We start from the raw sequence: 25545 nt of genomic DNA, 5'->3' as shown, positions 1-25545 counted from the left end.
AATCATCCTCTATACAACTTATTTCTTTGTAATTTACCTGTTGATGTATAAGGTAAAGTATCAACCTTTTCAAAGTGTTTCGGTACTTTATATTTCGCTAAATGTTGTGATAAATATGCAATCAATTGTGCCTTTGAAATGTTACTTTCACTGACAAAATATAATTTAGGTACTTGTCCCCAAGTATCATCAGGATGCCCTACACATACTGCGTCAATGATACCTGGAAATTGCTTCGCTACCGTTTCAATTTGATATGGATAAATATTTTCACCGCCACTAATAATTAAATCTTTACGTCTGTCATAAATCATGACATAACCTTCATGATCTATTTCAGCAATGTCACCCGTATTAAAATAACCATTTTCAAACGTACCCGTTAAATCTGTTGGATACAAATATCCATTCATCACATTGGCGCCTTTAATCATTAATTCTCCATGACCTTTTTTATTAGGATTTTTAATTTTTACGTCTACATTGGCACTTGGCATTCCTACAGTGTCAGGACGTGCATGCAACATTTCCGGTGTTGCTGTTAAAAATTGCGAACATGTCTCAGTCATGCCAAATGAATTATAAATTGGCAGGTTATATTGTAATGCCGTCTCTATCATACTGGCAGATAGTTTAGCACCGCCGAGTAATATTTTTTGTAAATCATAAGGTTCATGTAAACCTTGTTGCATAAGCCAATTTAAAGTTTGTGGCACAAGCGAAATGTGTGTGATGCGTTCATTTTTTATCATCGTTAAAATTTGTTCGGCATTGAATTTATCAACAATGCGCACAGTAAATCCTTCAATAACAGCTCTTAAAAGTACACTGAGACCCGAAATATGATAAATCGGCAAGACAGATAGCCAATTAGTATCACGATCAAATCCCAAGCTCTCTTTACATCCGATTGCACTGGCATAATGATTACGAAACGTTTGCGGCACCGCTTTTTGAGGACCAGTTGTCCCTGATGTAAACATAATCGATGCAATGTCATCTAAATTAAATGATGTATTTAATATGTTGGACGGCGAATCTTTCGGCACCACAGTTTCATTCGATGTATCATATTGGATACCCATTGTATTGTCCAACAAACCGTTCGTTGTAATATCCGTTCCAGCGAATTCAATATCATCCAGCGATACAATTTGAAACCCTCGCAATTCCAGTGGCAAGGTGCAAAAAATCAATTGTACATCGATTGACCTCATCTGATTCGTCATCTCATTAGGTGTCAACCTTGTATTAATCATCGCAATTTCAATATTTGCCAACCAACATGCATGTATTAAAATGATTGATTGAATCGAATTATCTATGTATAGCCCGACACGAGATTGTTGATAAGCCTTGAGCCTTTTAGCCAATAGACTCGCTTCACAGTATAAATTTTGATAAGTATAAGATTCTTGACCGTCTGTTATCGCAATATGATGTCCATTTTGTTGTGCTTGTTTATATAACCAAAAGTCCATGCGCTATTCCTCCAAAATCATTTACATTATAATTATAACGATTTTATGACATTCTAGCAGTGGTTATGTTTAAAAATATAAAAAAGTAGACGAATTGATGCATTGATATGATTGTTATAATGCTCAATACATATCGTTATATCATTCGTCTACTATTATCAGTTATTTTTATTTAATTTTAGTGTTATTCTGTCATTCTGATGTGGTGATTTATCCATTGTTGCCACATCATCTGCAATGTCAATCGGTCTATGATTCATATCTTGTAATGCACTTAAATGAAATAGTTCATCATCTAAATTTTCAATGAGATATACATAATATGTTACCTTGTCCTTTTTATATTTTAACGTTTTCCAAAAGTCCGGCTTGCAATTCAATACATTATCCGGAATATATTCAATAAATAAGTAACGTTTGCTGCCTACTTTATCTACGAAATATTTTACAGTGCCTTTTTCTATACCTCTTATATGTGCATAGTCTGCTGAAAAGTAAATTCTACCTATTATTTCATTATGTTGTTGTATTTCAAATCGTTGGCCTACTATTTTATTGTTTGTGCCACAACTACTTAAAAAAATCAGTAGATATAGCATTAAACATATTTTCATCCCCTTGAATTTTAAAAACTTTTTCAAAAGCAACACCTCTAAAAATAATTACACTATATTATATCAAATTAAATTTATTATTTTATTAAATGATATTGTCATGTTCGTGTCATTTTAAGCAGTAATACAACTTTACAATTATTAAATTAGCATTCCTACAATCCAAAAATATTTTTAAAGTTTTGAAAAAAATAAAGTATTTCCACTACTAATTTGGTAAAATATGATTATGTGATATAGTGAAAGCGTTTTACACTTAATAACTCCCTCTTAAATGCATCCAGGTTTTATGTAGTAAATCATGAAAATAACATATAAATATAGAGGAGATTTACCTTTGAATACAGAGAACAACAAGAATCAAAACCAATCTGCTAAAAATTCTGAAAGACGTGGCATGTTAAAAGGATGCGGCGGTTGCCTTATTTCTTTTATTATATTAATTATCTTATTATCAGCCTGTTCAATGATGTTTAGTAATAATGACAATTCCACTAGTAATCAATCATCAAAAACGCAATTAACTCAAAAAGACGAAGATAAAAGTGAAAATATGCCTGAAGAAAAATCAGAATCAGAAACAGATAAGGATTTACAATCAACCGAAGAAGTACCCGCAAATGAAAATACTGAAAATAATCAACATGAAATTGATGAAATAACAACAACAGATCAATCAGATGATGAAATTAACACACCAAACGTTGCAGAAGAAGAATCACAAGATGACTTGAAAGATGATTTAAAAGAAAAGCAACAACCAAGTGACCATCATCAATCCACGCAACCTAAGACTTCACCATCAACTGAAACAAACAAGCAACAATCATTTGCTAATTGTAAGCAACTTAGACAAGTATATCCGAATGGTGTCACTGCCGATCATCCAGCATATCGACCACATTTAGATAGAGATAAAGATAAACGTGCATGTGAACCTGATAAATATTAAACAACAAGCGAATTGAATTCAAATTGTATTTAGCTTTATGCACTAATCACATAGTAAATAATGAGGGAGATTTTTTAGGCATGAGCAATCAATTCAAAAGCGAAGAAGAGCGAAGACAATGGGAACAATTCCAAGCTTTCCAAAATCAACAAAACCAACAGAACCAGCAATACGGACAAAAGAAATCTAAAAAAGGATGGTTCTGAGGCTGTGGTGGTTGTCTAGTATTATTCATTTTAATTATCATCGGTATTTCAGCTTGTACAGCTGGTATTACAGGTAACCTTGGCGGAAATAGTTCTAAAGAAACGAACAAAACCCATAAAATCGGTGAAACTGTTAAAAATGGCGACCTTGAAGTCACTGTAAATTCAGTGGAAACTATGAAATCTGTAGGACCATCTCTTGCACCAACAAACGCTAAAGGTATATTTGTCGTTACTGATGTGACGATTAAAAACAAAGGTAAAGAAGCGTTAACAATTGATAGTTCAATGTTTAAGCTAAAATCCGGTGATAAAACATTTGAAGCAGATAATACAGGTTCAATGTCTGCTAATCAAAGTGACAATGGTAGTATAGAAAATTCATTTTTCTTACAGCGTATAAATCCAGATAGCACTGCTCAAGGTAAAATTGTTTTCGATGTGTCAGAAAACATAGCCAACGCAAAAGATAAAAAATTAGAAGTTATTTCTAGTTTATTTAGCGTCAAGAAGATTACATTTGATTTATCCGATGCTAAAAAAACATCAAAAGCTAAAAAAGACAAGCAAGATACAGAAGTAGCTGTTGCGAGTTCAAATAGCGATAATGTAAGTTATGAAGCTTCGGCTACTACACCTGCTACAACTTCTAGTGCGGATACTGATTCTGAAGATAGCGAAAAGTCTAGTAAAGATGAGGATAAGCAGAATGCGTCTAAAAGTGATAATTCTAGTGTAGAAAAAAGTGAATCTAATGAGGAAACTGCTCCTGTAGAGCCCATGCCCCATAGCAAACCTACCACTAGTGAAGCACCTCCTAGCCAAAATATTCACAATGAAGATAGCATGTACGACGCTTCAACAGAATAAAATTTCAGGGTAGCTCGGCTACCCTTCTTTTACGGAAAAATTAATTATACATAATCAAATCAAGGAGATAAAAAAATGAAATTCAAAGCTATCGTTGCAATCACATTATCATTGTCACTATTAACCGCCTGTGGTGCTAATCAACATAAAGAAAATAGTAGTAAATCAAATGACACTAATAAAAAGACGCAACAAACTGATAACACTACACAGTCAAATACAGAAAAGCAAATGACTCCACAAGAAGCCGAAGATATCGTTCGAAACGATTACAAAGCAAGAGGTGCTAACGAAAATCAAACATTAAATTATAAAACAAATCTTGAACGAAGTAATGAACATGAATATTATGTTGAACATCTAGTCCGCGATGCAGTTGGCACACCATTAAAACGTTGCGCTATTGTTAATCGACACAATGGTACGATTATTAATATTTTTGATGATATGTCAGAAAAAGATAAAGAAGAATTTGAAGCATTTAAAAAGAGAAGCCCTAAATACAACCCAGGTATGAATGATCAAGCTGAAATGGATAATGAGTCGGAAGACATTCAACATCATGATATTGACAATAACAAAGCCATTCAAAATGACTTACCAGATCAAAAAGTCGATGATAAAAACGATAAAAATGCTGTTAATAAAGAAGAAAAACACGATAACCGTGAAAATAATTCAGCAGAAACTAAAGTTAAATAAGGGTATACTTTGATTAATCGTAATTTTTAGGAGAACCGCTATGATAACATTTGAAAATATACAACAACTTGAAAAATACACCTTAATGACTATGCATGGTCTTTTTAATCAACTTAAACTCGGTATTATTTCAATCGACAATGCAGAGCATACGCTCTTTACACCTTATATGATGGAAACACTCTCTACCCTAGGTGTGAAACCAGACATTATCGATTTAATTCACAAAGGGACAGAGTTAGAAGACTTTTCAGCATTTAATTTATCAATTGATGATACAGTTACAGTCTGTTTACAAAGAACTGAAGAACTATTAAAACAATACAAAAATGTAGAATTCAATGACAAAATATTAATCAATTGGCGCATTATGCAAGAGAAATAGACATATAAAAGTAGAACCTAACTATGTGGATATTGATTTTATTCTTTCTAAATTACAAGTATTTCATTTTATAAAGTTTGAAAAGAGGTTTATTGAAATGGAGAAAAACGAATATACAGCTAAATATAATGAATATAGTCAATTATTAGACGCTACTTACTCGCAAGCTGTAGCATACCTTTTAAATAAATATGGCGCTGTAACCGATGACTATTATAAGGAAAAATCATACACACGATTTTTAAATGGAGAAATCAAAAGTATTTCAAAAGGAAAATACACTAGAGCTAGCGAAGGATTATATTGTCATCACATAAGCGAGGACAAATTCCAAAACTTATCTGACCTAAGATTCATTTCCGAATTTAAGTACTCATACAATTATCAAAAGAAAGAAAACTTAGTTTACTGCGATTTAATCGAGCATTTAATTTTACATGCAATTATTACAAAAGAATCCAATGGCCAATTTGGTGTGGCTGGATTATGTCAAATGATCAAACCAACAGTCATTGATTGGTACATTGGCGAATATAATCCAAAACCAGCATGGATGCAAGCCACCAAAGCACGTGCCTATTTGCCTGGAATATTAGTAGAGAAATTACTCATTAAAATTGACGATATGTTAAAAGGCATAGAAATATATGATTTCCTTGAGTCTAGATAAATGATTAATGGAGATTTATTTTTTGCTGTTGAGATTTTGTTATAGATGTTTAAACCTGTAATTAAATATATTTTATAAAAATAGACCACGCATACCTCTCTATAAACGGACAATGTTTATAAATGAGTTTGCATGGTCTTGAATTGTATTAGTTTTCTTTTAGTTTTAATAAATCGACTAGATTTTCTGATATATTATTTTTATTAATAGTACGATTATTTGTTTGATTTGATAGAAAATTAGATTGAATATAACCTATATGTCTGTATACGTCAGGGAATAATTCACTTTCAACATAATGATACTGTTTTAATTTCTCCCTTAATTCTTTACAAATCTCAGGCCTTAAATATTCACTAGTCAAGATTTCCTCTTTTTTCAACCTTGCATCTAAATATAGTTTTTTCTTTTTTAAGTCTTCCATTTCTTTATCTATTTTAATAACGCTTTCATCTTTTAAGATTCGTTTAATTAAATATTCCAATTCCTCTTTGTAATCATTAGATTTTTCACTATCCATGTCATGTTCAGTTTTCATAGTTAAATTGCGTATTCTTTTGAGGTCTTCTTTAATTCTACTCTTATGATTTTTCAATTTCTCTTCTCTAGTTATTTTTAGTTTTTGAAAAGCAGATTGCGTTTGATTTAACTCCCTTTTTAATTTTTCTTTATAGTCATATGAAAAATTTAACTTTAAACGAACTAGAGGTATTTTATTAATTTTATCTCTATTTACATTTTGTTCATTCTGAAAAATCAATAGCTTTTCGAAGTTAAAAAACGCACCCTTTTGAGCTATTATTCTTTTGTTTTTACTAATCATTTTTACTCTTGAAAACAAATTTTGTTCGCTGTGTATTTTAGGATTGATATTATACATGTCTAAGGTTGCATTGTTAAACACTTGTGAGTTAGAAGTTAAAAATAGGAGCGCTATAAAGGGGTTTTCAGTAATATCAATTAATGTAGTTCTTAGCCCATAATGTTGTAAATAAGCCATATTGTTTTCTCTTTTTTTAAAATCTTCTGCTTTATATTCTTTTTTATTTAAGCACGTATACTCTATTAAATCTGGGTACTTATAAGCCATATCTTCGTATATATTCTCAAACTCTTTTTTTAAATCATCTATTATATCATTTCTTAATAATCCTGCTTTCATTGGCCAATCATTTGCTTGACCTCTATAATAATTCGTGGTTGAAGTATCATCATATAATATTTCAAAAGTTTGGATTAATTCTTTATACAAGTAAAATAATTTCCATTCTTTTTTACCATTAAAATTATAATTATTTAGACGTTCATTCAATAAATATATACTGTCTCTGTATGATTCTAATTTTGGATCATAATGATTCAATTTCTTACAAGTAATTGAATCAATACTATATAATACTTCATTACTTTCCTTTATTTCTGATATTTTAAGGTTAATGTCTACATGTAAAACGTTGAAAAAATCTTTTTCTTCATAAATTTTATCGAAATTTAAATATAAATATTTAGTATTCATTATTTATCCAACCCTAAATTATAAAGTCTAATCCCAGCTGCTATTTTAGAAACTTCCAACTTAATTGCAATATAGTTAATTAACTCTTCTCTTTCTGAAATTGATAAACCAGAAGTTAAATTAATATTATTTTCCTTGTAAAACTTATATACTAAAGCTTCCATTTGCTTTTTGGGCATTAGTAAATTAGCTGAAAAGTCATTAGCCACCCTTTCTTCAATCATTTCTTCAGTGTCATATGCATAACTATTATTTCTATATTTGATTTTATTTTTATGATTGTGTAAAAAATGTCCTATTTCATGGGCAATTGTAAATCTTTTTCTATTACTAGAATGATTTTTATTTACATAAATAGTTCTTTCATCAATATAACCCGAAACATCATCATCCAAATCTTCATACTGAATTTTTAAATCCAGTAATGCGGTCACTTTATTTAAATCAATTGCAAAATTATCAGAAGTGATATAAAGTTCCTTTTCTTTCCCCTGTATATATGGTTTAAGCAGATTAAGTATGTCATCTTCTAATACATCTTCATAATAAACTTTGTCAATGGCAGTCATAAAAATCGCCTCCTAAAAGATATTGTTAATCTTCTCTATCTATTAATTATATTTTATATTCTAAAGCTTAAAATAACCAGTCTAACTTTCATTATTTTAGTCACTAATTAAATATGCGCATATCTTTACTTACATTTATTGTTTTAATCACTAAAATTAATAATAAAATATTTTTTCACTGTACAACCGAATCTAATCCAACGATCCCGAAAAGAAGAACAACGGTGGCTCGGCTTCATATTCATTTTTGTCTAAGTGTTCTTTTTCAATTATTTCATCCACTGTTAATCGGTCTTTAGCATCTTTCTCTTTCAATAATCGCCCTATTTTTTCTTCCTTATATCCTATGCTACTATTAAACTGATTTCCTTCATCTCCTGTATTTATATATGCCTGAAATTTATATTGTTTATCATTATTTATATATCCTTTAATAAAGTAAGCATTCACAGGGCTTTTTTGAAACTTTGTTATTTTCATAGACTTATAGTGATTCAGGTTATGCTTAAAATATAAATCGATTCGCTTTTCTTGTGTCTCAATATAATGTTCTTTTTTACTTTTGTGAAACGCGTATGCAATAACAATTAGTACTATTAATAATGCAACAACTACCACAAATACATATCTCTTTTTCATTTTAACCCCCATAGTTTAGTATTTATTTCTTATAGATTTTAGATTTCAAAAAACAATTCACTTTGACATGCTATCTTTTTTCTATGTTCCGTTTACGCCCCTCATGAAACGTTGTTTCAAAATACTTTTAAAAATTATTTGCTTGACATAATTATAAATACATAAAATAACGCTGTTATATATGGGTTTATAAAATGTAGGAAAATGGCGAAATGAAAATGCTGTTTTTCCTAACATCAAAGATGTTAAATCATACTCGCGTATAATTTCATTCCTTGGCTTACCATTTTCATATAATCTAACCATTTATAACTTAAACTCTGAACTAAATGTTCTTCTTTCTTAAATTAACAAAATCTACTATCATAGAATTTGTCCAATTAGATGATATAATAGTAGAGTCGCCTATCTCTCAGGCGTCAATTTAGACGCAGAGAGGAGGTGTATAAGGTGATGCTTATTTTCGTTCACATCATAGCACCAGTCATCAGTGGCTGTGCCATTGCGTTTTTTTCTTATTGGCTAAGTAGACGCAATACAAAATAGGTGACATATAGCCGCACCAATAAAAATCCCCTCACTACCGCAAATAGTGAGGGGATTGGTGTATAAGTAAATACTTATTTTCGTTATCTCAATTATACTGCTAATTTTTCTTTTTGTAAAATATGCAAGGTTTTAAAGAGAAACATCAAGAACTAAAGAGTGCTCTATGCCAAATTGGACTGATGCGTTCAATATCGGAAGTTAGGCAACTAAACATTGCTTAACTTCCTTTTTACTTTTTGGAGCGTAAAGTTTTAAACATAATAATATTCGATTGCGCAAATGATTGTAACTTCCATAACCAAAATTTGTATGTTATGTAATGATTTTTTAAAATACTCTTGTCCTTTAATGATTGTGAGGATAATAATAATTTTTATTACACCATACAACCGAATCTAATCCAGTGATCCTGAAAAGAAAAACAACGGTGGTTCCGCTTCATATTCACTTTTATCTAAGTGTTCATTTTTAATTATTTGATCGACGGTTTTCCAAGTTTTTACTTCTTGCTCTTTTAATAGTTTTCCAAGTTTTTCTTCGTCATATCCTATATCTCTTTGAAATTGCTTTCTACCACCTACATTAATAAAAGCTTGGAATTCATAGTCTTTATTGTTATTTATATAACCACCTATAAAATAACTGTCCATTGGCGACTTTTTAAATCTCGTTACTTTAAGTGACTTATAATGATTCAGGTTATACTTAAAAAATAAATCTATTCTCTTTTCTTGTGTTTCAATGTAATGGTCTTTTTTTTGTTTATTATGTGCATATGAAATAACTATCATACCTATTAAAATTACACTAACTATTATTAAAATATATTTCTTTTTCATCACTCTAATCTCCCTGAAAAGAAGAACAGTGGTGGTTCTGCTTCATATTCACTTTTATCCAAGTGTTCTTTTTTTATAATATCTTTAGGTTTTAATTCATTTTTATGGTCTTTTTCTTTAAATAATTTACCAAATGTCTTATCATCGTATCCTATGCTATCTTCAAATTGATGATTGTCAGTTACAGAGATGAGAACTTTAAAATCATAATTTTTGTTGTGATTAACATATCCATCCACAATATAGCCACCCATAGGCGTCTTTTTAAAACTAGTAACTTTCATAGAGCTATAATTATTAAGGTTATACTTAAAATATAAATTTATTCGTTTTTCTTGCGTCTCAATGTAATGGTCTTTAGTTTTCTTATTGTGCGTATAAGCAATGACTAGCAGTCCTATTAAAATTACTATAAGTAATATTAAAATATATTTCTTTTTCATCACTCTAATCTCCCCGAAAAGAAGAATAAAGGTGATTCCGCTTCATATTCATTTTTGTCTAAGTGTTCTTTTTCAATTATTTCATCGACAGAGAGTTTATATTTAGGATCTTTTTCTTTGAATAATTTGCCTAATTTATCTTCATGGTAACCAATATCTTTCTGATATTGATTATCGCTTCCCGGATCTATACTTGCTTGGAATTTATATTTTTTATCATCATTTATATAACCTATAATGAAATACCCACCCATCGGAGTTTTATGGAAATCTGTCACCTTCATATTTTTATAATTGTTAAGATTATGCTTAAAATACAAATCTATCCGCTTTTCTTGTGTCTCAATGTAATGGTCTTTTTTTGCTTATTATGCGCATATGCAATAATAATTAGGCCTATTAATATTGCAACAACTACCACAAATACATATCTCTTTTTCATTTTAATCCCCTAGTGTAGTATTTATTTCTTATAGATTTTAGATTTCAAAAACCAATTTACTTTGACATGCTATCTTTTTCTATGTTCAACGCCTCTCATGATTCGTTGTTTCAAAATACCTTTTAAAAATTACTTGCTTGACATAGTATTAAATACATAAAGTCGCGCTGATTTACTTTTCGTATTATGTATAAAATAGCAATCTTATTCTAAATTAATATCTTTTTAAGTTCACTTATCATTTTATTACTTAAATCAAAATTTGTCTCTTTTCTAACATTTTACTTTACATCAATTTTAATTACTTTAAATATTGTATAAATTAATTATTTAAAATGCTATAATCGATAAGATTATTAATATTTAATTTTCCAATTTTAATTTCTTTACATTTTTAGATATTAAATAAATCTCATGGTGACTGATGGTTTCCATGCATCAACGAATTTCCCAATCCTTTGGAAAGTTGAATCATTAATTAATCCTAATATCAATTGCACACACGCAAAAAAGGAGACATGTCAATGACAAATAAAATGAAGAAATGGCAAAAATTATCCACCATTACGTTATTAATGACCGGAGTGATTGCTTTAAATAATGGTGAATTTAGAAATGTTGATAAACATCAAATCGCTGTGGCTGATACGAATGTTCAAACGCCAGATTATGAAAAATTGAAGAAGACGTGGCTCGACGTTAACTACGGTTATGATCAGTATGATGAGAATAATCAAGATATGAAGAAGAAGTTTGATGCTAAAGAAAAAGAAGCCAAGAAGTTACTTGATGACATGAAAACTGATACGAATAGAACATATTTGTGGTCAGGAGCTGAAAACCTTGAAACTAATTCTTCTCACATGACAAAAACCTATCGTAATATCGAGAAAATCGCAGAAGCAATGCAACATAAGAATACGGTATTAAAAACAGTTGAAAACAAGTTGAAAATAAAAGAAGCCCTAGATTGGATGCACAAAAATGTTTATGGCAAGAATCCTTCTCAAAAAGTCGAGGATTTAACTAAAAATCGTAAGGGGCAAACTACACCCAAGAATAACTCATTGAATTGGTGGGATTATGAAATTGGTACGCCAAGAGCATTAACAAATACACTACTTCTAATGGATGATATGCTCACTAAAGATGAAATGAAAAATTATTCAAAACCTATTAGTACATATGCACCATCCAGTGACAAAATTTTATCTTCTGTTGGTGAATCAGAAGATGCTAAAGGTGGAAATTTAGTGGACATTTCTAAAGTAAAACTTTTAGAAAGTGTTATTGAAGAAGATGTAGATATGTTGAAAAAGTCTATAGATTCTTTTAATAAAGTGTTCACTTATGTTCAAGATTCTGCCACTGGTAAAGGTCGCAATGGATTCTATAAAGATGGCTCTTACATTGATCATCAAGATGTCCCTTACACTGGTGCTTATGGTGTTGTACTATTAGAGGGTATTTCTCAAATGATGCCGATGATAAAAGAATCTCCTTTTAAAACTACACAAGATAATGCTACATTAAGCAATTGGATTGACGAAGGGTTTATGCCATTAATCTATAAAGGTGAAATGATGGATTTATCACGAGGTAGAGCTATCAGTCGTGAAAATGAAACGAGTCATACAGCGTCAGCGACTGTAATGAAATCATTGTTGAGGTTGAATGATACCATGGATGATTCAACAAAAACTAGATATAAGCAAATCGTTAAAACTTCTGTTAATTCTGATTCAAGTTACAACCAAAATAATTATTTAAATTCATATTCAGACATAGCTAAAATGAAAAAGTTAATGAATGATAGTACTATTTCTAAAAACGATTTAACACAGCAACTTAAAATATATAATGACATGGATCGTGTCACCTATCACAATAAAGACCTGGACTTTGCATTTGGTTTAAGTATGACATCGAAAAACATCGCACGATACGAAAATATCAACGGAGAGAACTTAAAAGGTTGGCACACCGGTGCAGGCATGTCTTATTTATATAACAGCGATGTCAAACACTATCGCGATAACTTCTGGGCAACAGCCGATATGACTTGTCTTCCAGGCACTACTACTTTAAATGATATGCCATCTACTAATACTAAGAATGATAAATCTTTTGTTGGCGGGACAAAATTAAATAATAAATACGCAAGCATCGGTATGGATTTTGAAAATCAGGACAAAACTTTAACTGCCAAAAAATCATATTTCATATTAAACGATAAAATTGTCTTCTTAGGAACTGGCATTAAAAGTACTGATTCATCAAAGAATCCAGTTACAAGTGTTGAAAATCGCAAAGCAAATGGGTATAAATTATTTAAAGATGATATTGAAATTACCACTTCAGATGTTAATGCTCAGGAAACCCATTCAGTCTTTTTAGAGTCCAACGATACTAAAAAGAACATTGGTTATCATTTCTTAGACAAGCCAAAAATAACTGTAAAAAAAGAAAGTCATACTGGTAAGTGGAGTGAAATTAATAAAAGTCAAAAAAAAGATGACAAAAAAGATGAGTATTATGAAGTAACTCAAACACATAATACATCTGACAGTAAATATGCATATGTTTTGTATCCTGGTTTATCAAAAAGTGATTTTAAATCGAAGAATAATAATGTAAGTATTGTTAAACAAGATGAAGATTTTCATGTGATAAAAGATAATGATGGCGTATTTGCTGGGGTTAATTATAGTGATAATACTAAATCTTTTGATATAAACGGAATTACTGTTGAATTAAAAGAAAAAGGCATGTTTGTAATTAAAAAGAAAGATGATAAAGCATATAAATGTAGCTTCTATAATCCTGAAACTACAAATACCGCTTCAAATATAGAATCAAAAATTTTTATTAAAGGTTACACCATAACTAATAAAAGTGTCATAAACTCTAATGATGCTGGTGTAAACTTTGAATTAACTAAATAATTAAGAAAATCTCGGCACTATAACATTTTTATAGTGTCGAGATTTTATAAGCATTGCAAGATTTTATATCATAGTTAAAGTCATCTATTGATTTATATATTTTTGTTTCATCACAATATGAACAATTATTTATTGGACGTATTTAGCTCTTTCTTTATTTCAGAAACTGACTTAGGATTTTTAATAAATTTTCTACCCAATTCATCTGTATAAGAAATATCAGTATCAAATTGAAAATCATCAATAGATCTTATGCCAGCTGTAAATGATAACTTTCTATCATTATTTATATAACCACTAATAGAATAGCCATCCATTGGGTTTTCTTTACAATTAGTAAAGCTTATATTTTTATAACCTTTCACATTGTGCTTCATATAAATCGTTATTCTTTCTTTTTGTTCATCATAATATTTCTTTTCGTCGTATTTCATCTTCAAAAAGATTCCGCCTAGAATCAATATTAAAATTATAATTACAATCATAAGAGATTTTTTATTCAAAAAATCAATCTCCTTTTCACTGGACTTATTGACAAACATTTTAAATAAATTAAGCATACTGAGTTTTACGATGATTGTATAAACGTTGCAAATCATATGACTGTTGGTTTTAACATTAGTCAATTTTTCTTTCTTATAATCTTAAATCATGATCAGGTTTACTTTAAAATTTAAATAATTATATTTTTCATCCATTCTATCCATAACATTTATTCAATTGGACCTGAAAAGAAAAATAACGGTGGATCGGCTTCATATTCATTTTTGTCCAAGTGTTCTTTTTCAATTATTTCATCGACTGAGAGTTTATATTTAGGGTCTTTTTCTTTAAATAATTTGCCTAATTTATCATCATGGTAACCAATATTTTTCTGATATTGATTATTGCTTCCCGAATCTATACTTGCTTGGAATTTATATTTTTTATCATCATTTATATAACCTACAATGAAATACCCACCCATTGGAGTTTTATGGAAATCTGTCACTTTCATATTTTTATAATTATTTAAGTTATGTTTAAAAAACAAATCAATTCTTTTTTCTTGAATGGCGATATAATGTTCTTTTTTTTGCTTGTGCGACATATATGCAAACATCATTAATATTGCTATAATTAAAATAATAATTAAAATAATAACTTTAGTTTTCCGAATCATATTTTACCTCACTTTTAAATTTTTAATAAAGGAGTTTTTATTTTGAATCTTTCAGACGCTCTTTCAAGAAGTGTTTCCGATATGTCTTATGAAAATTTAGATAAAGATCAAACATACGACTTTCTTGGCCAAGATTACAAAGTCATCGAAAAACGCGACGATACCCAGAATGGGTTTAGAGCATATGTTTTCGCTCCAGTAATCAAAGGTAAAGTTGATAAGAGTCAACTTTTAATAGGTTACGCTGGCACTGACCCATATAGTCTAAATGATATTCGTACTGATTTACAACTTCCCATTCATCATAACACAAATAATCTAAAAATTAATAATCATTATAAAGATTTAAAAAACTCAACTATTCACAAAAAATACAATACAATAAAAGATAAAAATGACCTTTTTAGTTTTTCTTCTAATTTAAATAATAAAGCACTTTTCGGTGATCTATGGGCAGCTAAGTTTGCACCGACTCAAATGGACGAAAGTGATGCTTTTACTGAATCAGTTAAAAAGAAATATCCAGATAGTGAAATTCACCCATTAGGACATAGTTTAGGTGCGTTTTTAGCTCAATATAATTTAATAAAACATAATCTGGATAACGGTACAACGTTTGCAGCACCTAACGTATACCATTCATTTACTGGAGACTTTAAAAAAGACATTGATAATGGTGTCTATGATTCAAAAATACGCAATATTGGCCATTTTGATGATCCTATTAATAATTTGAATTTTTTTAATCCTCGTATTGGCAAAAATATTACATCAATGCCACATTATGATGGATTTATAACTAACCTTCCTTTGATTGGTCAACACACGCTTAAATCTTACAATGATTTCGATGCAGATGGTAATGTGAAGGAAATGCCAGAACTTGAACAATTTAATGATGACCAATCTCTTAATAATAGATTTCAATTATTTGACCCATTTGGTATAAAAAGCAGATTTTTCGACTCTATTAAAATCGATAGTTCTATATTAAATAGAACAAGTGAAAATGATTTTGATCCTTTTGCTATTCTCAATAAAAAAGATAAATTATTCGAATCAAATGACCTTGATATAGAAGGATTTAATAATAAACAAAAAGAAGATTTAAGCATTGATTTAAATCCTTTTGATGATGAATTAAATGATGAGGACGAACCATTAATTCCCAAAAGAGGCGATAGTAAAAAATTAAAAGCAGAAAAGAAAATCTCTGTTAAAAAAACCAAAAGTAGTTCCAAAAATTCAGGCAAAAAAGTAATAATTCAGCCTGATGAAGTGCGTAATATCGCTAGCACAATTCGTGATAGACTATTTTTGTATACACAAATAATTACTGCATTGGATGAATATAGAGAAGAAACAATGTCAGGGGCTAATCGCATTTTAGATAAATATCAATCAGAGCTTCTAAGCGGTTCACATGAATTTATAACACCTAACGATCTTGAACAGTATATGGAGATTTTATCAGTTGAGGGAAGTTCAGGTAATTTCAAGTTTTATAATAGTGGTTTAATGGATGACTTAATTCAGGCATTAGATCAAAACAAAAAAGACTTGCTACAATTTGCTGAAAAACTAGAATTTGCTGCAAATAAATTCGAAGAAAAAGATTTAGAAGAAAGCGATGTTTTTGGACTATTTAGTTAAAGAGGGTAATTTATATGAGCTCAAAAGATGCAAAGAAAAGTCAAGAAGAAGCTAGATTACAACAATTAAAGCAAGAAATGCGTAATAGTACTGATAATATGGTTAGCAATGCTAAAAATAATGTAGCATTAAAATTTCAAACATTAAATGAAATCATTGAAACAATTAATAATTCTTCGCAAAGTTTAGAAGGTACATTTGAAGGAAAAGCAAGCGAAGCAGCCCAACAAAGTATAAATAAACTCAAAAACAATAACGAAAATCTTAAACAAAAATTTGAGACCCTATTAAATACATTGAAGATAAATGGATGATATTGAGAAATTATTAATTTATCTGTACTTTTTTATACATTACTAAAATCCCCTCGCTAAACAAATAGTGAAGGGATTTTAATTTTTATTTCTTATCTAACTTATTTTAGTATCATTAATAAAAACTACAATTTTATCATAGTACAGATTTGCCAATTTAAATGTATAATTTAATTATATTCTTATTAAGTCACTATTTAAAAAGAAGCATACTCTTTATATATTTATCCTATTAAACAAATTAATATGTCTATTATTCACCTATATATCTTTCAGTGTATCGATCAACATGCTAAAACACATTTGTGTAACTCTATCTTTAGTACCATCTTTTAATTTTTTCATCTCACCTATAATATATTCTAATTGAATATTATCATCATTATTACAATGATTATCTTTAATGAATGCACTTAAATTAATAATTTTCTCATTACTACTTTTAAGCTCATTTGATACTTTGTTTAAATTATTATAGATTATTTCTATAGTATCTATATCTTTCATTCCAATATACGCTTCTTTTAATTTAGTTCTATTTGTAAAGTCACCATTTAAAATAGTTTCTAAGTATTGGTTATATATAGAAGTCATCAAAGTTGTTCTTTTATTTATTAAACGGTCTTTTAAACTTTTGATTTCTTCATATAGTTGCTCGTTTGAAAAGCTAACTAAATCTAGTCTATTTATCGTATCTCCAACTATTAAATTATTCTGATGCAAATCGTAATTATCCACTAATTCATCTTCTAATTCGCTAATTTTAATGCCATCTATTAAATATAAGTTTTTTCCTTTTAAATTTAATAAAGATAAATAAGCTTTTACTTTATAATTAAAATTTTCATTGTTTTTATCTTTTATTATTTCTATAGCTTGAATTTCTTTTTCAAGTAGTTCACTTTCACTTAATTTAAAGAATTCTTTTAATACATTTAATAAATCAGCTTTAGCATCTTCTTCTTTGAAGTTATTCGTTATATTTTTCAAAAAAATTGATTCATCAAAAATACCATATAATAATAAGTTCTTTAGCTCTATATCAAAAAAGACATAATTTGCTAGTTCATTATTTTTGTATAAATATTTAAACAAAGCAATAGATGTTTTCGTATTTAAATTGTTAAAATCATTATATGTAAATTGAAGATCCTTAATTTCAGATTCACCTAAATTTCCGCTTCGAAATTCATTATACAGAATGAATAATGAAATGAATAATGAAATGTACAAGGTGATTTTAAAATCTTTTGATTTATATTTAATCTCATCTTGCATTTTATTAATAATTAACTTGAAGTTTGAAACTACTAAATTCAAAGTTCTCATATTCAAATGGTAATATTTATAATTTAAATTATTTTGTTTAGATTTTTCGAAAATAATTTCTTTTTTTTCATCACTTATATCAAAAAAACCATTAAATAGCTCTTTAGTAGAGATGTTCTTTACAAATAACTTAGGTAAATTACTTTTTACTATATCCATTGCTACTTCTCTATTATTAGGAAACTTTAATATTCTAGAAATTATTTTCTCACTATTCTTATGAAAATCCGCTTTTTTATTTAGCTCATCTAAATTTCCTATAAATAGCACTTTACAGTCTAAATAATCAATTAAATCATTTCTAATAAATCCCAAAAATTCTTCAAAACTTACTTTGTCACTCATTCTTTCAACATCATCGATTATTAGCAAAGCACTTTTATTATTTTTCATCAGGGAATTTTTTATCTTTTTTAATGAATTATCATCAATATAACGTAATATGTTATCAGAAAAGTTATTCATATTTAAATAAGGTACTACTTAGAAATTTTTCATGCTTTTTAGGACTTTCCTAAGATTTTTAGTAGATGTATTTATCAATTTACTTATGATTATACTCTTAATTTCATATAAGTTTTGCAGGCCATATAAACTTATATACCTAATTTCTATTTTATCATCAAATTCCTTTAATATTTTATTTTTAATAGGCAGTGTGTCAATAGAAAAATGAGAATTTCTTAAATTTTTTTAATAAATATTACTAAAAGAGTACAGAAGAAGAAAAAGAAGCATTTTACTAGTAATATCTGTCAAAAACCACAGATTTAAATAGTATGCTTCTTTTTAGATTATGCATTTTATATACAAAATTTATTCGTCCTGTCCTTCCGCGCTCATTGTAAACCATTCGCTTAGATTAACCTATATTAATTGACGGGTTCGTGCCTCACACAGTCATTTAATATAGGTTCAAAATTTTGTGTGCTTACATGGTACTTTAGCATTTCCTCACTCGATTTATAGTCAAATATCATTCGAGGCCGTGCATTAATTTGTTTAACAGCTTCATCTAATGACTTTTGTGTTATATTTGCAAAATCCGTACCTTTAGGATAATACTGTCTTAAAAGTCCATTTGCATTTTCAATAGAACCACGTTGATATGGACAACCCAAATCACTAAAATAAATACTACAATTCAATTCATCTTCTATTTGTTCAAATAGAGCAAACTCCTTACCTCTATCCATAGTTATACTTTTGGGTAATAATGGTTTCATAATATTTATAATCTCATTACAAACTACATTGGATTTACGTGTATTTAATCTACTAGCATATAAATATCTTGTTTTTCTTTCAATAATAGTTAACAAGCAATATGTTGATGGTCTAACACTCCAAACAGTATCAATTTCATAATGTCCAAATTCTTCACGATTATTAATACTTTTTGAGCCGATACTTTATAACACGAGACCCTACGTCTAATTTGCCACGCTTTTCAGAAGACTTATTATATTTCTTGCCTGCTTGTCTCATATCACGCTTAACATCAACTTTTACCAATCCATTGCGAATATATCTATATATAGTAGGATAACTTATATAATGCCCTGTATCTTTTTCAATTTGACTTGCTATCTGTCTAGGAGACCATTTTAATGAAAGTTTTTCTTCAATATATGCTTTTGTTTCATCATTCAAACGTCTACGTTTAGCAACTTGTTCATCTGAAATACTACGCGATTTTATAGCATCTTCCTCAGCTAATAAAGGATTATAAACACCATCAACAGAACGCTTATTTACTTCTCTATAAAGAACCGCATCATCACGACCTAAAATCTTAGAAATCTGAATGATGTTTAAACCATCATTTAAATACTTTGCGATAGCTAGACGTGTTTTATAATCTAATTCTTTACGTTTTTTCTTTTTTTCATGTATATCCTCCTTTACTTTTAAAAAGCTTATTTATAAAATAAGTTATAAGAGGATATATGTTCATCAACTCCCGATACCACCGCTAAAGCGTATAGGGAGTTGATTCTTTATTTTTTCATATTATTTTCTTCATAAACTGGTTTATGATTACTTTGATATTCTTTTTCATTCATATCTTCAACTTTTACATATTTATCTGTTGTCTCATTTTTTTTATATAAACTTGTCCACACTGTACCATCTTTATCATAAACAAAAGAAATAGTTATAAATTTACCATCTTCATATACTTTAAAATCACTATTACTTTTTTCAGGCTTCTTAAAAGAAGACTCACTCATACTTTTTCTTTCAGAATTTAAAACTGCATCAATCTCTTTATCATATTTCTGACCACATGCAGATAATAATATAACTAATCCTAAAATTAATACAAACCATCGCCTCATGATAAATTCACTCCTTTTTACGTAAATTATATCATTGCTATCGTCTTGAAACAAACTAACGTCCTAGAGGTTTTAAATTGAAACGTTTTAAATTATCAATACGCCAACCTTCAGCTGTACGAACTAAATCCAATTGTGCAGATGTTTGACGATGTTCAATTTTATCATCTCCATCTGTTTCAATACGTTCGTCGAACTGAACAAAAACTTTATAACTATCTTTTTTAGGGTCATAAGTATCAAAATAAACATGAATATCATTAACCGTTATATCATCATATAAATCATATTTATCTTTAGAATCCTTAAATAATGTATCGTAATAATCCTTTGTAACTAAAGGCTTTATTTGTGGTGCTTTTGATTTAAAAGAAGAATCTTTTTTCATTTCAAACATCTGTTTAACAAAATTTGAAGAAACTTCACGTATTTGCTTTTCTTCATCAGAAATAACTGTTTTTGATTGTCTCTTTACTAGTTTATTTAACTCTCCATTTTTATCTCTTAATATACGTTGTTCTTCCTGTAAATCTTCAATTTGATTTTGTTTCATTTTAACTTGTTGTTTAGGAATCTGATAACCAATTAAAACAGCACAAAATAATATTACTGTTACAAGAGTAAACATAATAATTTTTTGCTTCATTTATTTTCACTCCTTATCATGAATAAAACTATATCCATCAGTCATTTTCAATGTACGTTCATTAACTTTAAAAGCAGCTTCCCAATTCATTTCTGTTATTCTAAATGTTTTACCACCATCACTTACACCAATAACAACAGCCACATGACCATAATGCCCATCATGACCGCCTGCACCTTGTTCAGCAATAAATAATGCACCAGGTTCCGGATTTTTATCAACTTTATAACCCTCAGCCTTAGCCCTATCATTCCATTTATGTGCATCATGCCAATAAGTTGATACAGGTTTACCCATTTTTTGACGCATACCGTATGCATACCAAGTACATTGACCGGCAGTGTATAAATTACCTTTTCCAGGGTCATCATTTGACCAATGTGGCAATTTACCATTAAACTTTATAGACTTTCCTTTACCATTACTACATGACGTTTTAGCTTCTGAACCGCCTAAATCTTTCATAATTTTTTCAACTGTTGGTATCCAACGGGCATTCATATTATTAGGGTCATTTGACGCACCAACAGGCGCATATTTGGGACCTATTTTTTTAGGAGTATCTAAACCTTTAGAAATATAAACATCATACAAATTTTTAGCTCCCGCATTAAGACCGTCTTCAATAGTTGGATATATTGAATCATGAATCGATTTTGAACCCATAACAGACAAAGGATTATTTTGTCTTGTCGCATTTTCTCCTTTACCCCATTGTGATTCACTCGCAATAATAGCCATAAAAATATTCACAGGTACTTTATTTTTTTCTGCAATTTTCTGTATTTCTTTTCCTTTACCCTCTAATTTTCCACCTTTAGCATTTTCATTAAACTTATCAATACCATTTGCCGAAACATTACCGCCACTAACAGTACAACCAGCATCATCTTTATCTTTATTTGAATCAGGCGCTAACAAAAACATTACAATTACTGGAAATGTAAAAAAAGCCACCACACACAAAATGATGATGACTTTCGCTAATTTCAATTTAACACCTATTGGCGTTTTACCTATTACTTTTTTAGCAATATCTTTTTTATTTACCATGCTTATTGATATCCTTTTGCTCTTTTAGACGGTCTTTTGACTGAGAATTACGTGTAATAGGTTGATTACGATTTCCAGATTGTCTACTTTGTTGATTCTGTGTCGCATTTTGTATTTGTCGTTTTTGAACATCAGTATCATAAGCAGTTTGAACTGACTTCTGTTCTTTACGATTTATTGAATGATTCTCATTATTTAATGGCTGATTAACCACTTGTGGCGACCTTTGTATATCTTTTCGCTGTCTTGTTTCTCGTACTTGATGCTCTTGCTGTGATGCTTTTTGTGGTTGTTTAGAATAATCATTTGCATTTGATTCAACAGAAGCAGATTTTACATCATTACCATTCATTGACTCTTGTTGTTCTCTTCGCTTATTACCATTTTTTTGATTATCTTTATTTATAAATAAAGGCATTGGTTTATCCTGCTGTCTTCTTCTTAAATCATTATCATTTTGAAGTGGTGGGGCGGGTTCATCTCTTTGATTTTCTCGTTTAGCTTTCTTATTTTGCGCTTGTTCATGACGAATCTTATTAAAACGTTCTTGTGTTCGATTCATCACACCAGCACCAATTGCACTAGGAGAAAAACTAATATTACCACGACTTACAAAATTGATAATTTGAGCCCGTTTTTTATACATTACAAACAATATTACAATTATAAATATTGAATTTAAAAAATAAGCATTTTGACTATCCGGTTCAATAAAACTATTTGCAAGCTTGATACACAAACCAACTATCACAAATAAGAATGTCATACAGGCACTTAAAATAATATAGCCTAACGTTTTTGCAAACGCAGAGAAAACAGATAATTCAAATCCTGGTATAAAACTCACTATCCAACTGAATACTAAAAATAAGAATAAAAATAAAGCAAATGTAGAAAAAATCAACTTCGCAAAACTAATTGATAAAAATACAATTGACATAAAAACAGTAATAATAAAGCCAATAACTGAAATAGCCAACTTTTGAAATACATAACCTTGCGTCATATATTTATTATCTTTTTTCTCAACCTCATTTTTTACAATTTTATCAATCTCATCTTGTCCTTTTTTTGAAAAATCTTGTTTTAAAATGTTATCAATACGGTCTTTACCTTTTGCTTTTATCTCTTTTTCGTCTACAGTTCCATAATTCATTACTAAATATGTTCTATATATCGTCATATCAAATAATTGATTACGTATATGATTCATACCTGAATTCTCATGAATATAATCAATGTTCCCATCAATAGAAGATGTACTATTCATAATTATATTATTCAAATCCTTACCAATATTGTTTGTACCACGTATAATATTACCTGCATTCGCAAGTATACCAACACCAAAACCAATCAAACACATAATTAAAAACGCTCGCTTTAATGCTTCTCTTGCATTACCTTGTACACTAAAAATAATAAATGCGTTAAAGCAAACAATAATAAATAATGTTATTGCCAAATTACTCAATAACTTTTGATATATATCGCCAACAAAATCGCCGATTTTATCCGCAAAATCATTAATAACATCTAGTTGAAATAAATTTTCAATCGCATAATCTGTAACACCTGCTAAAATCTTAGTCATAGAAAAGAAAAAATCTGACACATTATTAATTTGTCGTGAAATTTCTTCTTGACCAAACGGATTCCAGTCGCCTTTTTCACTATATATTGAACGATAATGTGATAAATCATACTTTTCAATTTTTGGCTTAACTGCATGTGAGGGCTCTCCAACTGGATTAGAAACAGCGTAAGCACTCACAGATGTTAAAAGCAGAATAGGCAAAATTAAAAAGCATAAAAGATACACACTTTTATGCTTCATCAAATCACTCCTTATTTAATATTTGTTTCACATCTTCCACAAAATCATATTGTTCCATTAAAGGTGCATCAAATAAAATTGGTTCATTATATTGTCCAAGTATAGATATATAACCTCGGCCGATATCACTATCATGAATCGTTTGAAATTCTTTATCAGTTTGACCAAAGGTCATACGATAACCATCATTTGACAAATTACCTAAAGACACACGTAACCCTAATTGGTCACGCACATTACCTTTAATCACATCTGCATCTGGTCTTTGTGCTGTTAAAAACATAAATACACCAGCTTGACGACCCTTCATAATAATATTAATTAAATAATCATTCATTTCTTGTAATTCTTTTTTATCTAAAGTTGAAGTAAAAGCCGTTACCTCATCAAAAATAATGAAATAGGGGCGCATATCAAAATTACGGAAATCATTTCCGATTTTATAATCCGAACTATCATTCATTAATCTAAAACGCTCTTCCATTTCATTATTAGCTTCTCTCAATTGTTTTAATATTTGACCTTTAGTATCTGCAACTTTATCATCACCAATAACGCGCTTCATAAAGCTCAAATCTGAAACTTTTGGGTCTAATAAACGTACTTCTGAATGTCTACGGAATAACTCACGAATCACATAAAATAAAAAATATGTTTTACCACCTCCGGTTATACCTGTAACCAATCCATGAGGTGCTTTCACAAAATCCCAAGTAATTTGATGCGTAATAGCAATTTTTGTATCATAAAAAATTGTATTTGATTCTTGTTCGCCATTCATAACAATACGCTTTTTATATTTAAGTGGCATAAATTCATATCTCAAATAACGACCAATATGCTTTTTTTCTACTAATTCAGAATTAAACATTGGTTCAATAATCGTTTCTAACTCTAAATAATTATCTTGAAACCTCGAACCGTCTTTTTTAATATGAATAACAAAAGTTTTTTTACCACGTTTATAAAACATCGTTGGATAATAGTCATATTCAGTTTGTTTATAATCAATAGGGATATACTCGGTTGTTTTCTTGATTACTGTACGATTATGAAAGCCTTGTGTTTCAATCATTTCAGCTAAATCTTTTGTTTTAAAACGAATTAAAAGCTGAGCGATAAGCTTACATATAACAAATATAATTGCTGTACCAATTAATAAATACAATAAATGCGGTTTAAAATATGCAAACAACGTCAATATATCCAATTTTTTATTAACTGATTTATAATCAATAAACAAAATGTATATACGATATACCAAAAAAATAAATGCTAATACACCTGCAAACATAAAATCAACATACTTCTGATAAGGCTGTATACGTACGCCTTTAAATAAAGCAATTTCATTCATTGCCATCAAATCCACTCCTTTAAAATAAAA

Annotated in this window: 27 protein-coding genes and 1 pseudogene; 10 read left to right on the top strand and 18 right to left on the bottom strand. The window is 29.2% G+C overall.

Going from position 1 to position 25545, the window contains the following annotated elements:
• Positions 1-2: 2 nt before the first annotated feature.
• Together menE and NST10_RS01185 are read right to left on the bottom strand one after the other, a co-directional pair.
• The gene (menE, locus tag NST10_RS01190) at positions 3-1481 is read right to left on the bottom strand and encodes an o-succinylbenzoate--CoA ligase (RefSeq protein ID WP_000348372.1); all 1479 of its coding nucleotides are present in this window, start codon (positions 1479-1481) and stop codon (positions 3-5) included.
• A gap of 158 nt (positions 1482-1639) precedes the next feature.
• A complete protein-coding gene (locus NST10_RS01185; RefSeq protein ID WP_016186903.1) occupies positions 1640-2095 on the bottom strand; it encodes a DUF4909 domain-containing protein in 456 nt (151 codons plus the stop codon).
• A gap of 301 nt (positions 2096-2396) precedes the next feature.
• Here NST10_RS01185 and NST10_RS01180 point away from each other — a divergent pair, with 301 nt between their 5' ends.
• The 5 genes and pseudogenes from NST10_RS01180 to NST10_RS01160 all read left to right on the top strand — a co-directional run bounded on the left by NST10_RS01180 (position 2397) and on the right by NST10_RS01160 (position 5880).
• Complete coding sequence (locus tag NST10_RS01180; protein ID WP_001794016.1) at positions 2397-3047, top strand: excalibur calcium-binding domain-containing protein; 651 nt, start codon at positions 2397-2399, stop codon at positions 3045-3047.
• A gap of 80 nt (positions 3048-3127) precedes the next feature.
• Positions 3128-4123, top strand: a pseudogene (locus tag NST10_RS01175) (DUF4352 domain-containing protein).
• Between the two features lie 75 nt (positions 4124-4198).
• Positions 4199-4825, top strand: a complete 627-nt coding sequence (locus NST10_RS01170) for a hypothetical protein (RefSeq protein ID WP_000669038.1) — start codon at positions 4199-4201, stop codon at positions 4823-4825.
• A gap of 40 nt (positions 4826-4865) precedes the next feature.
• Positions 4866-5210 (top strand): DUF3969 family protein, encoded by a 345-nt coding sequence (locus NST10_RS01165; RefSeq protein ID WP_000627550.1) that lies wholly within the window; start codon positions 4866-4868, stop codon positions 5208-5210.
• 97 nt (positions 5211-5307) lie between these two features.
• The gene (locus tag NST10_RS01160) at positions 5308-5880 is read left to right on the top strand and encodes a hypothetical protein (protein WP_000414222.1); all 573 of its coding nucleotides are present in this window, start codon (positions 5308-5310) and stop codon (positions 5878-5880) included.
• Positions 5881-6028: 148 nt separating this feature from the next.
• Here the strand turns inward: NST10_RS01160 and NST10_RS01155 are convergent, their stop codons facing one another.
• The 3 genes from NST10_RS01155 to NST10_RS01145 all read right to left on the bottom strand — a co-directional run bounded on the left by NST10_RS01155 (position 6029) and on the right by NST10_RS01145 (position 8604).
• A complete protein-coding gene (locus NST10_RS01155; protein WP_001093574.1) occupies positions 6029-7396 on the bottom strand; it encodes an FRG domain-containing protein in 1368 nt (455 codons plus the stop codon).
• Entirely contained in the window at positions 7396-7965 is a 570-nt protein-coding gene (locus NST10_RS01150; protein ID WP_000125075.1) for an ImmA/IrrE family metallo-endopeptidase, read from the bottom strand. Before NST10_RS01150 ends, NST10_RS01155 begins: the two co-directional genes overlap by 1 nt.
• 192 nt (positions 7966-8157) lie before the next feature.
• Entirely contained in the window at positions 8158-8604 is a 447-nt protein-coding gene (locus tag NST10_RS01145) for a DUF1433 domain-containing protein (protein ID WP_000747804.1), read from the bottom strand.
• A 450-nt stretch (positions 8605-9054) separates the two neighbouring features.
• Between NST10_RS01145 and pepA1 the strand changes: the two genes are divergently transcribed.
• Positions 9055-9150: a type I toxin-antitoxin system Fst family toxin PepA1 gene (pepA1, locus tag NST10_RS01140; protein WP_001801861.1), complete on the top strand. Its 96-nt coding sequence runs from the start codon at positions 9055-9057 to the stop codon at positions 9148-9150.
• A 122-nt stretch (positions 9151-9272) separates the two neighbouring features.
• Positions 9273-9374 (top strand): hypothetical protein, encoded by a 102-nt coding sequence (locus NST10_RS01135; RefSeq protein ID WP_001791232.1) that lies wholly within the window; start codon positions 9273-9275, stop codon positions 9372-9374.
• Positions 9375-9548: 174 nt separating this feature from the next.
• On the opposite strand, the gene NST10_RS01130 is transcribed toward NST10_RS01135, so the two are convergent.
• From NST10_RS01130 to NST10_RS01120, 3 genes are read right to left on the bottom strand one after another with little or no spacing between them, the layout of a single operon-like run.
• A complete protein-coding gene (locus NST10_RS01130; protein ID WP_064140693.1) occupies positions 9549-9992 on the bottom strand; it encodes a DUF1433 domain-containing protein in 444 nt (147 codons plus the stop codon).
• A complete protein-coding gene (locus tag NST10_RS01125; protein ID WP_000731421.1) occupies positions 9992-10435 on the bottom strand; it encodes a DUF1433 domain-containing protein in 444 nt (147 codons plus the stop codon). The genes NST10_RS01130 and NST10_RS01125 overlap by 1 nt, the downstream gene beginning before the upstream one ends.
• Positions 10435-10755, bottom strand: coding sequence for a DUF1433 domain-containing protein (locus tag NST10_RS01120; protein ID WP_001573978.1), 321 nt, complete (start codon positions 10753-10755; stop codon positions 10435-10437). Before NST10_RS01120 ends, NST10_RS01125 begins: the two co-directional genes overlap by 1 nt.
• Positions 10756-11401: 646 nt before the next feature.
• Here NST10_RS01120 and NST10_RS01115 point away from each other — a divergent pair.
• Positions 11402-13822, top strand: coding sequence for a polysaccharide lyase 8 family protein (locus tag NST10_RS01115; protein ID WP_033844720.1), 2421 nt, complete (start codon positions 11402-11404; stop codon positions 13820-13822).
• Positions 13823-13947: 125 nt separating this feature from the next.
• Here NST10_RS01115 and NST10_RS01110 read toward each other — a convergent pair whose 3' ends face one another.
• Positions 13948-14325, bottom strand: coding sequence for a DUF1433 domain-containing protein (locus NST10_RS01110; protein ID WP_001036447.1), 378 nt, complete (start codon positions 14323-14325; stop codon positions 13948-13950).
• A gap of 209 nt (positions 14326-14534) precedes the next feature.
• Positions 14535-14984 (bottom strand): DUF1433 domain-containing protein, encoded by a 450-nt coding sequence (locus tag NST10_RS01105; RefSeq protein ID WP_000619920.1) that lies wholly within the window; start codon positions 14982-14984, stop codon positions 14535-14537.
• Between the two features lie 42 nt (positions 14985-15026).
• Between NST10_RS01105 and NST10_RS01100 the strand changes: the two genes are divergently transcribed.
• Both NST10_RS01100 and NST10_RS01095 read left to right on the top strand, forming a co-directional pair.
• Positions 15027-16637 carry a hypothetical protein gene (locus NST10_RS01100; RefSeq protein WP_001053714.1) on the top strand — a complete coding sequence of 537 codons (1611 nt, stop codon included), beginning with the start codon at positions 15027-15029 and terminating at the stop codon, positions 16635-16637.
• Between the two features lie 14 nt (positions 16638-16651).
• Positions 16652-16951 carry a WXG100 family type VII secretion target gene (locus tag NST10_RS01095; RefSeq protein WP_000095390.1) on the top strand — a complete coding sequence of 100 codons (300 nt, stop codon included), beginning with the start codon at positions 16652-16654 and terminating at the stop codon, positions 16949-16951.
• A 261-nt stretch (positions 16952-17212) separates the two neighbouring features.
• Here the strand turns inward: NST10_RS01095 and NST10_RS01090 are convergent, their stop codons facing one another.
• The 8 genes from NST10_RS01090 to NST10_RS01055 all read right to left on the bottom strand — a co-directional run bounded on the left by NST10_RS01090 (position 17213) and on the right by NST10_RS01055 (position 25521).
• Positions 17213-18745 carry an NTPase gene (locus NST10_RS01090; RefSeq protein WP_339210663.1) on the bottom strand — a complete coding sequence of 511 codons (1533 nt, stop codon included), beginning with the start codon at positions 18743-18745 and terminating at the stop codon, positions 17213-17215.
• Positions 18746-19152: 407 nt separating this feature from the next.
• Positions 19153-19641, bottom strand: a complete 489-nt coding sequence (locus tag NST10_RS01085) for an IS30 family transposase (protein WP_231920465.1) — start codon at positions 19639-19641, stop codon at positions 19153-19155.
• 28 nt (positions 19642-19669) lie between these two features.
• Positions 19670-20176 carry a helix-turn-helix domain-containing protein gene (locus tag NST10_RS01080; protein WP_025174787.1) on the bottom strand — a complete coding sequence of 169 codons (507 nt, stop codon included), beginning with the start codon at positions 20174-20176 and terminating at the stop codon, positions 19670-19672.
• 104 nt (positions 20177-20280) lie between these two features.
• The gene (locus NST10_RS01075; protein ID WP_001255377.1) at positions 20281-20622 is read right to left on the bottom strand and encodes a cystatin-like fold lipoprotein; all 342 of its coding nucleotides are present in this window, start codon (positions 20620-20622) and stop codon (positions 20281-20283) included.
• A gap of 55 nt (positions 20623-20677) precedes the next feature.
• Positions 20678-21268, bottom strand: a complete 591-nt coding sequence (locus NST10_RS01070) for a hypothetical protein (protein ID WP_000810443.1) — start codon at positions 21266-21268, stop codon at positions 20678-20680.
• A gap of 6 nt (positions 21269-21274) precedes the next feature.
• Positions 21275-22321, bottom strand: a complete 1047-nt coding sequence (locus NST10_RS01065; protein WP_053861786.1) for a CHAP domain-containing protein — start codon at positions 22319-22321, stop codon at positions 21275-21277.
• Positions 22311-24158, bottom strand: a complete 1848-nt coding sequence (locus NST10_RS01060; protein ID WP_000681143.1) for a membrane protein — start codon at positions 24156-24158, stop codon at positions 22311-22313. Before NST10_RS01060 ends, NST10_RS01065 begins: the two co-directional genes overlap by 11 nt.
• A gap of 4 nt (positions 24159-24162) precedes the next feature.
• On the bottom strand, positions 24163-25521 hold the full coding sequence (locus tag NST10_RS01055; protein WP_049307529.1) for an FtsK/SpoIIIE domain-containing protein: 1359 nt from the start codon (positions 25519-25521) through the stop codon (positions 24163-24165).
• Positions 25522-25545: the final 24 nt, after the last annotated feature.

The sequence above is a fragment of the Staphylococcus sp. FSL W8-0305 genome, assembly GCF_037966415.1.
Lineage (GTDB): Bacteria > Bacillota > Bacilli > Staphylococcales > Staphylococcaceae > Staphylococcus > Staphylococcus aureus.
The sequence above is the reverse complement of the archived record's forward strand: the minus strand, read 5'-3'. Positions and strand labels throughout refer to the sequence as shown.

Coding starts and splice junctions, on each gene's coding strand:
- NST10_RS01130 (WP_064140693.1), bottom strand. CDS start 9,992: ATGAAAAAGAAATATATTTTAATAATAGTTAGTGTAATTTTAATAGGT.
- menE (WP_000348372.1), bottom strand. CDS start 1,481: ATGGACTTTTGGTTATATAAACAAGCACAACAAAATGGACATCATATT.
- NST10_RS01090 (WP_339210663.1), bottom strand. CDS start 18,745: ATGAATAACTTTTCTGATAACATATTACGTTATATTGATGATAATTCA.
- NST10_RS01095 (WP_000095390.1), top strand. CDS start 16,652: ATGAGCTCAAAAGATGCAAAGAAAAGTCAAGAAGAAGCTAGATTACAA.
- NST10_RS01180 (WP_001794016.1), top strand. CDS start 2,397: ATGAAAATAACATATAAATATAGAGGAGATTTACCTTTGAATACAGAG.
- NST10_RS01115 (WP_033844720.1), top strand. CDS start 11,402: ATGACAAATAAAATGAAGAAATGGCAAAAATTATCCACCATTACGTTA.
- NST10_RS01150 (WP_000125075.1), bottom strand. CDS start 7,965: ATGACTGCCATTGACAAAGTTTATTATGAAGATGTATTAGAAGATGAC.
- NST10_RS01155 (WP_001093574.1), bottom strand. CDS start 7,396: ATGAATACTAAATATTTATATTTAAATTTCGATAAAATTTATGAAGAA.
- NST10_RS01145 (WP_000747804.1), bottom strand. CDS start 8,604: ATGAAAAAGAGATATGTATTTGTGGTAGTTGTTGCATTATTAATAGTA.
- NST10_RS01125 (WP_000731421.1), bottom strand. CDS start 10,435: ATGAAAAAGAAATATATTTTAATATTACTTATAGTAATTTTAATAGGA.
- NST10_RS01170 (WP_000669038.1), top strand. CDS start 4,199: ATGAAATTCAAAGCTATCGTTGCAATCACATTATCATTGTCACTATTA.
- NST10_RS01065 (WP_053861786.1), bottom strand. CDS start 22,321: ATGGTAAATAAAAAAGATATTGCTAAAAAAGTAATAGGTAAAACGCCA.
- NST10_RS01185 (WP_016186903.1), bottom strand. CDS start 2,095: ATGAAAATATGTTTAATGCTATATCTACTGATTTTTTTAAGTAGTTGT.
- NST10_RS01165 (WP_000627550.1), top strand. CDS start 4,866: ATGATAACATTTGAAAATATACAACAACTTGAAAAATACACCTTAATG.
- NST10_RS01055 (WP_049307529.1), bottom strand. CDS start 25,521: ATGGCAATGAATGAAATTGCTTTATTTAAAGGCGTACGTATACAGCCT.
- NST10_RS01070 (WP_000810443.1), bottom strand. CDS start 21,268: ATGAAGCAAAAAATTATTATGTTTACTCTTGTAACAGTAATATTATTT.
- NST10_RS01135 (WP_001791232.1), top strand. CDS start 9,273: ATGCAAGGTTTTAAAGAGAAACATCAAGAACTAAAGAGTGCTCTATGC.
- NST10_RS01060 (WP_000681143.1), bottom strand. CDS start 24,158: ATGAAGCATAAAAGTGTGTATCTTTTATGCTTTTTAATTTTGCCTATT.
- NST10_RS01075 (WP_001255377.1), bottom strand. CDS start 20,622: ATGAGGCGATGGTTTGTATTAATTTTAGGATTAGTTATATTATTATCT.
- NST10_RS01160 (WP_000414222.1), top strand. CDS start 5,308: ATGGAGAAAAACGAATATACAGCTAAATATAATGAATATAGTCAATTA.
- NST10_RS01105 (WP_000619920.1), bottom strand. CDS start 14,984: ATGATTCGGAAAACTAAAGTTATTATTTTAATTATTATTTTAATTATA.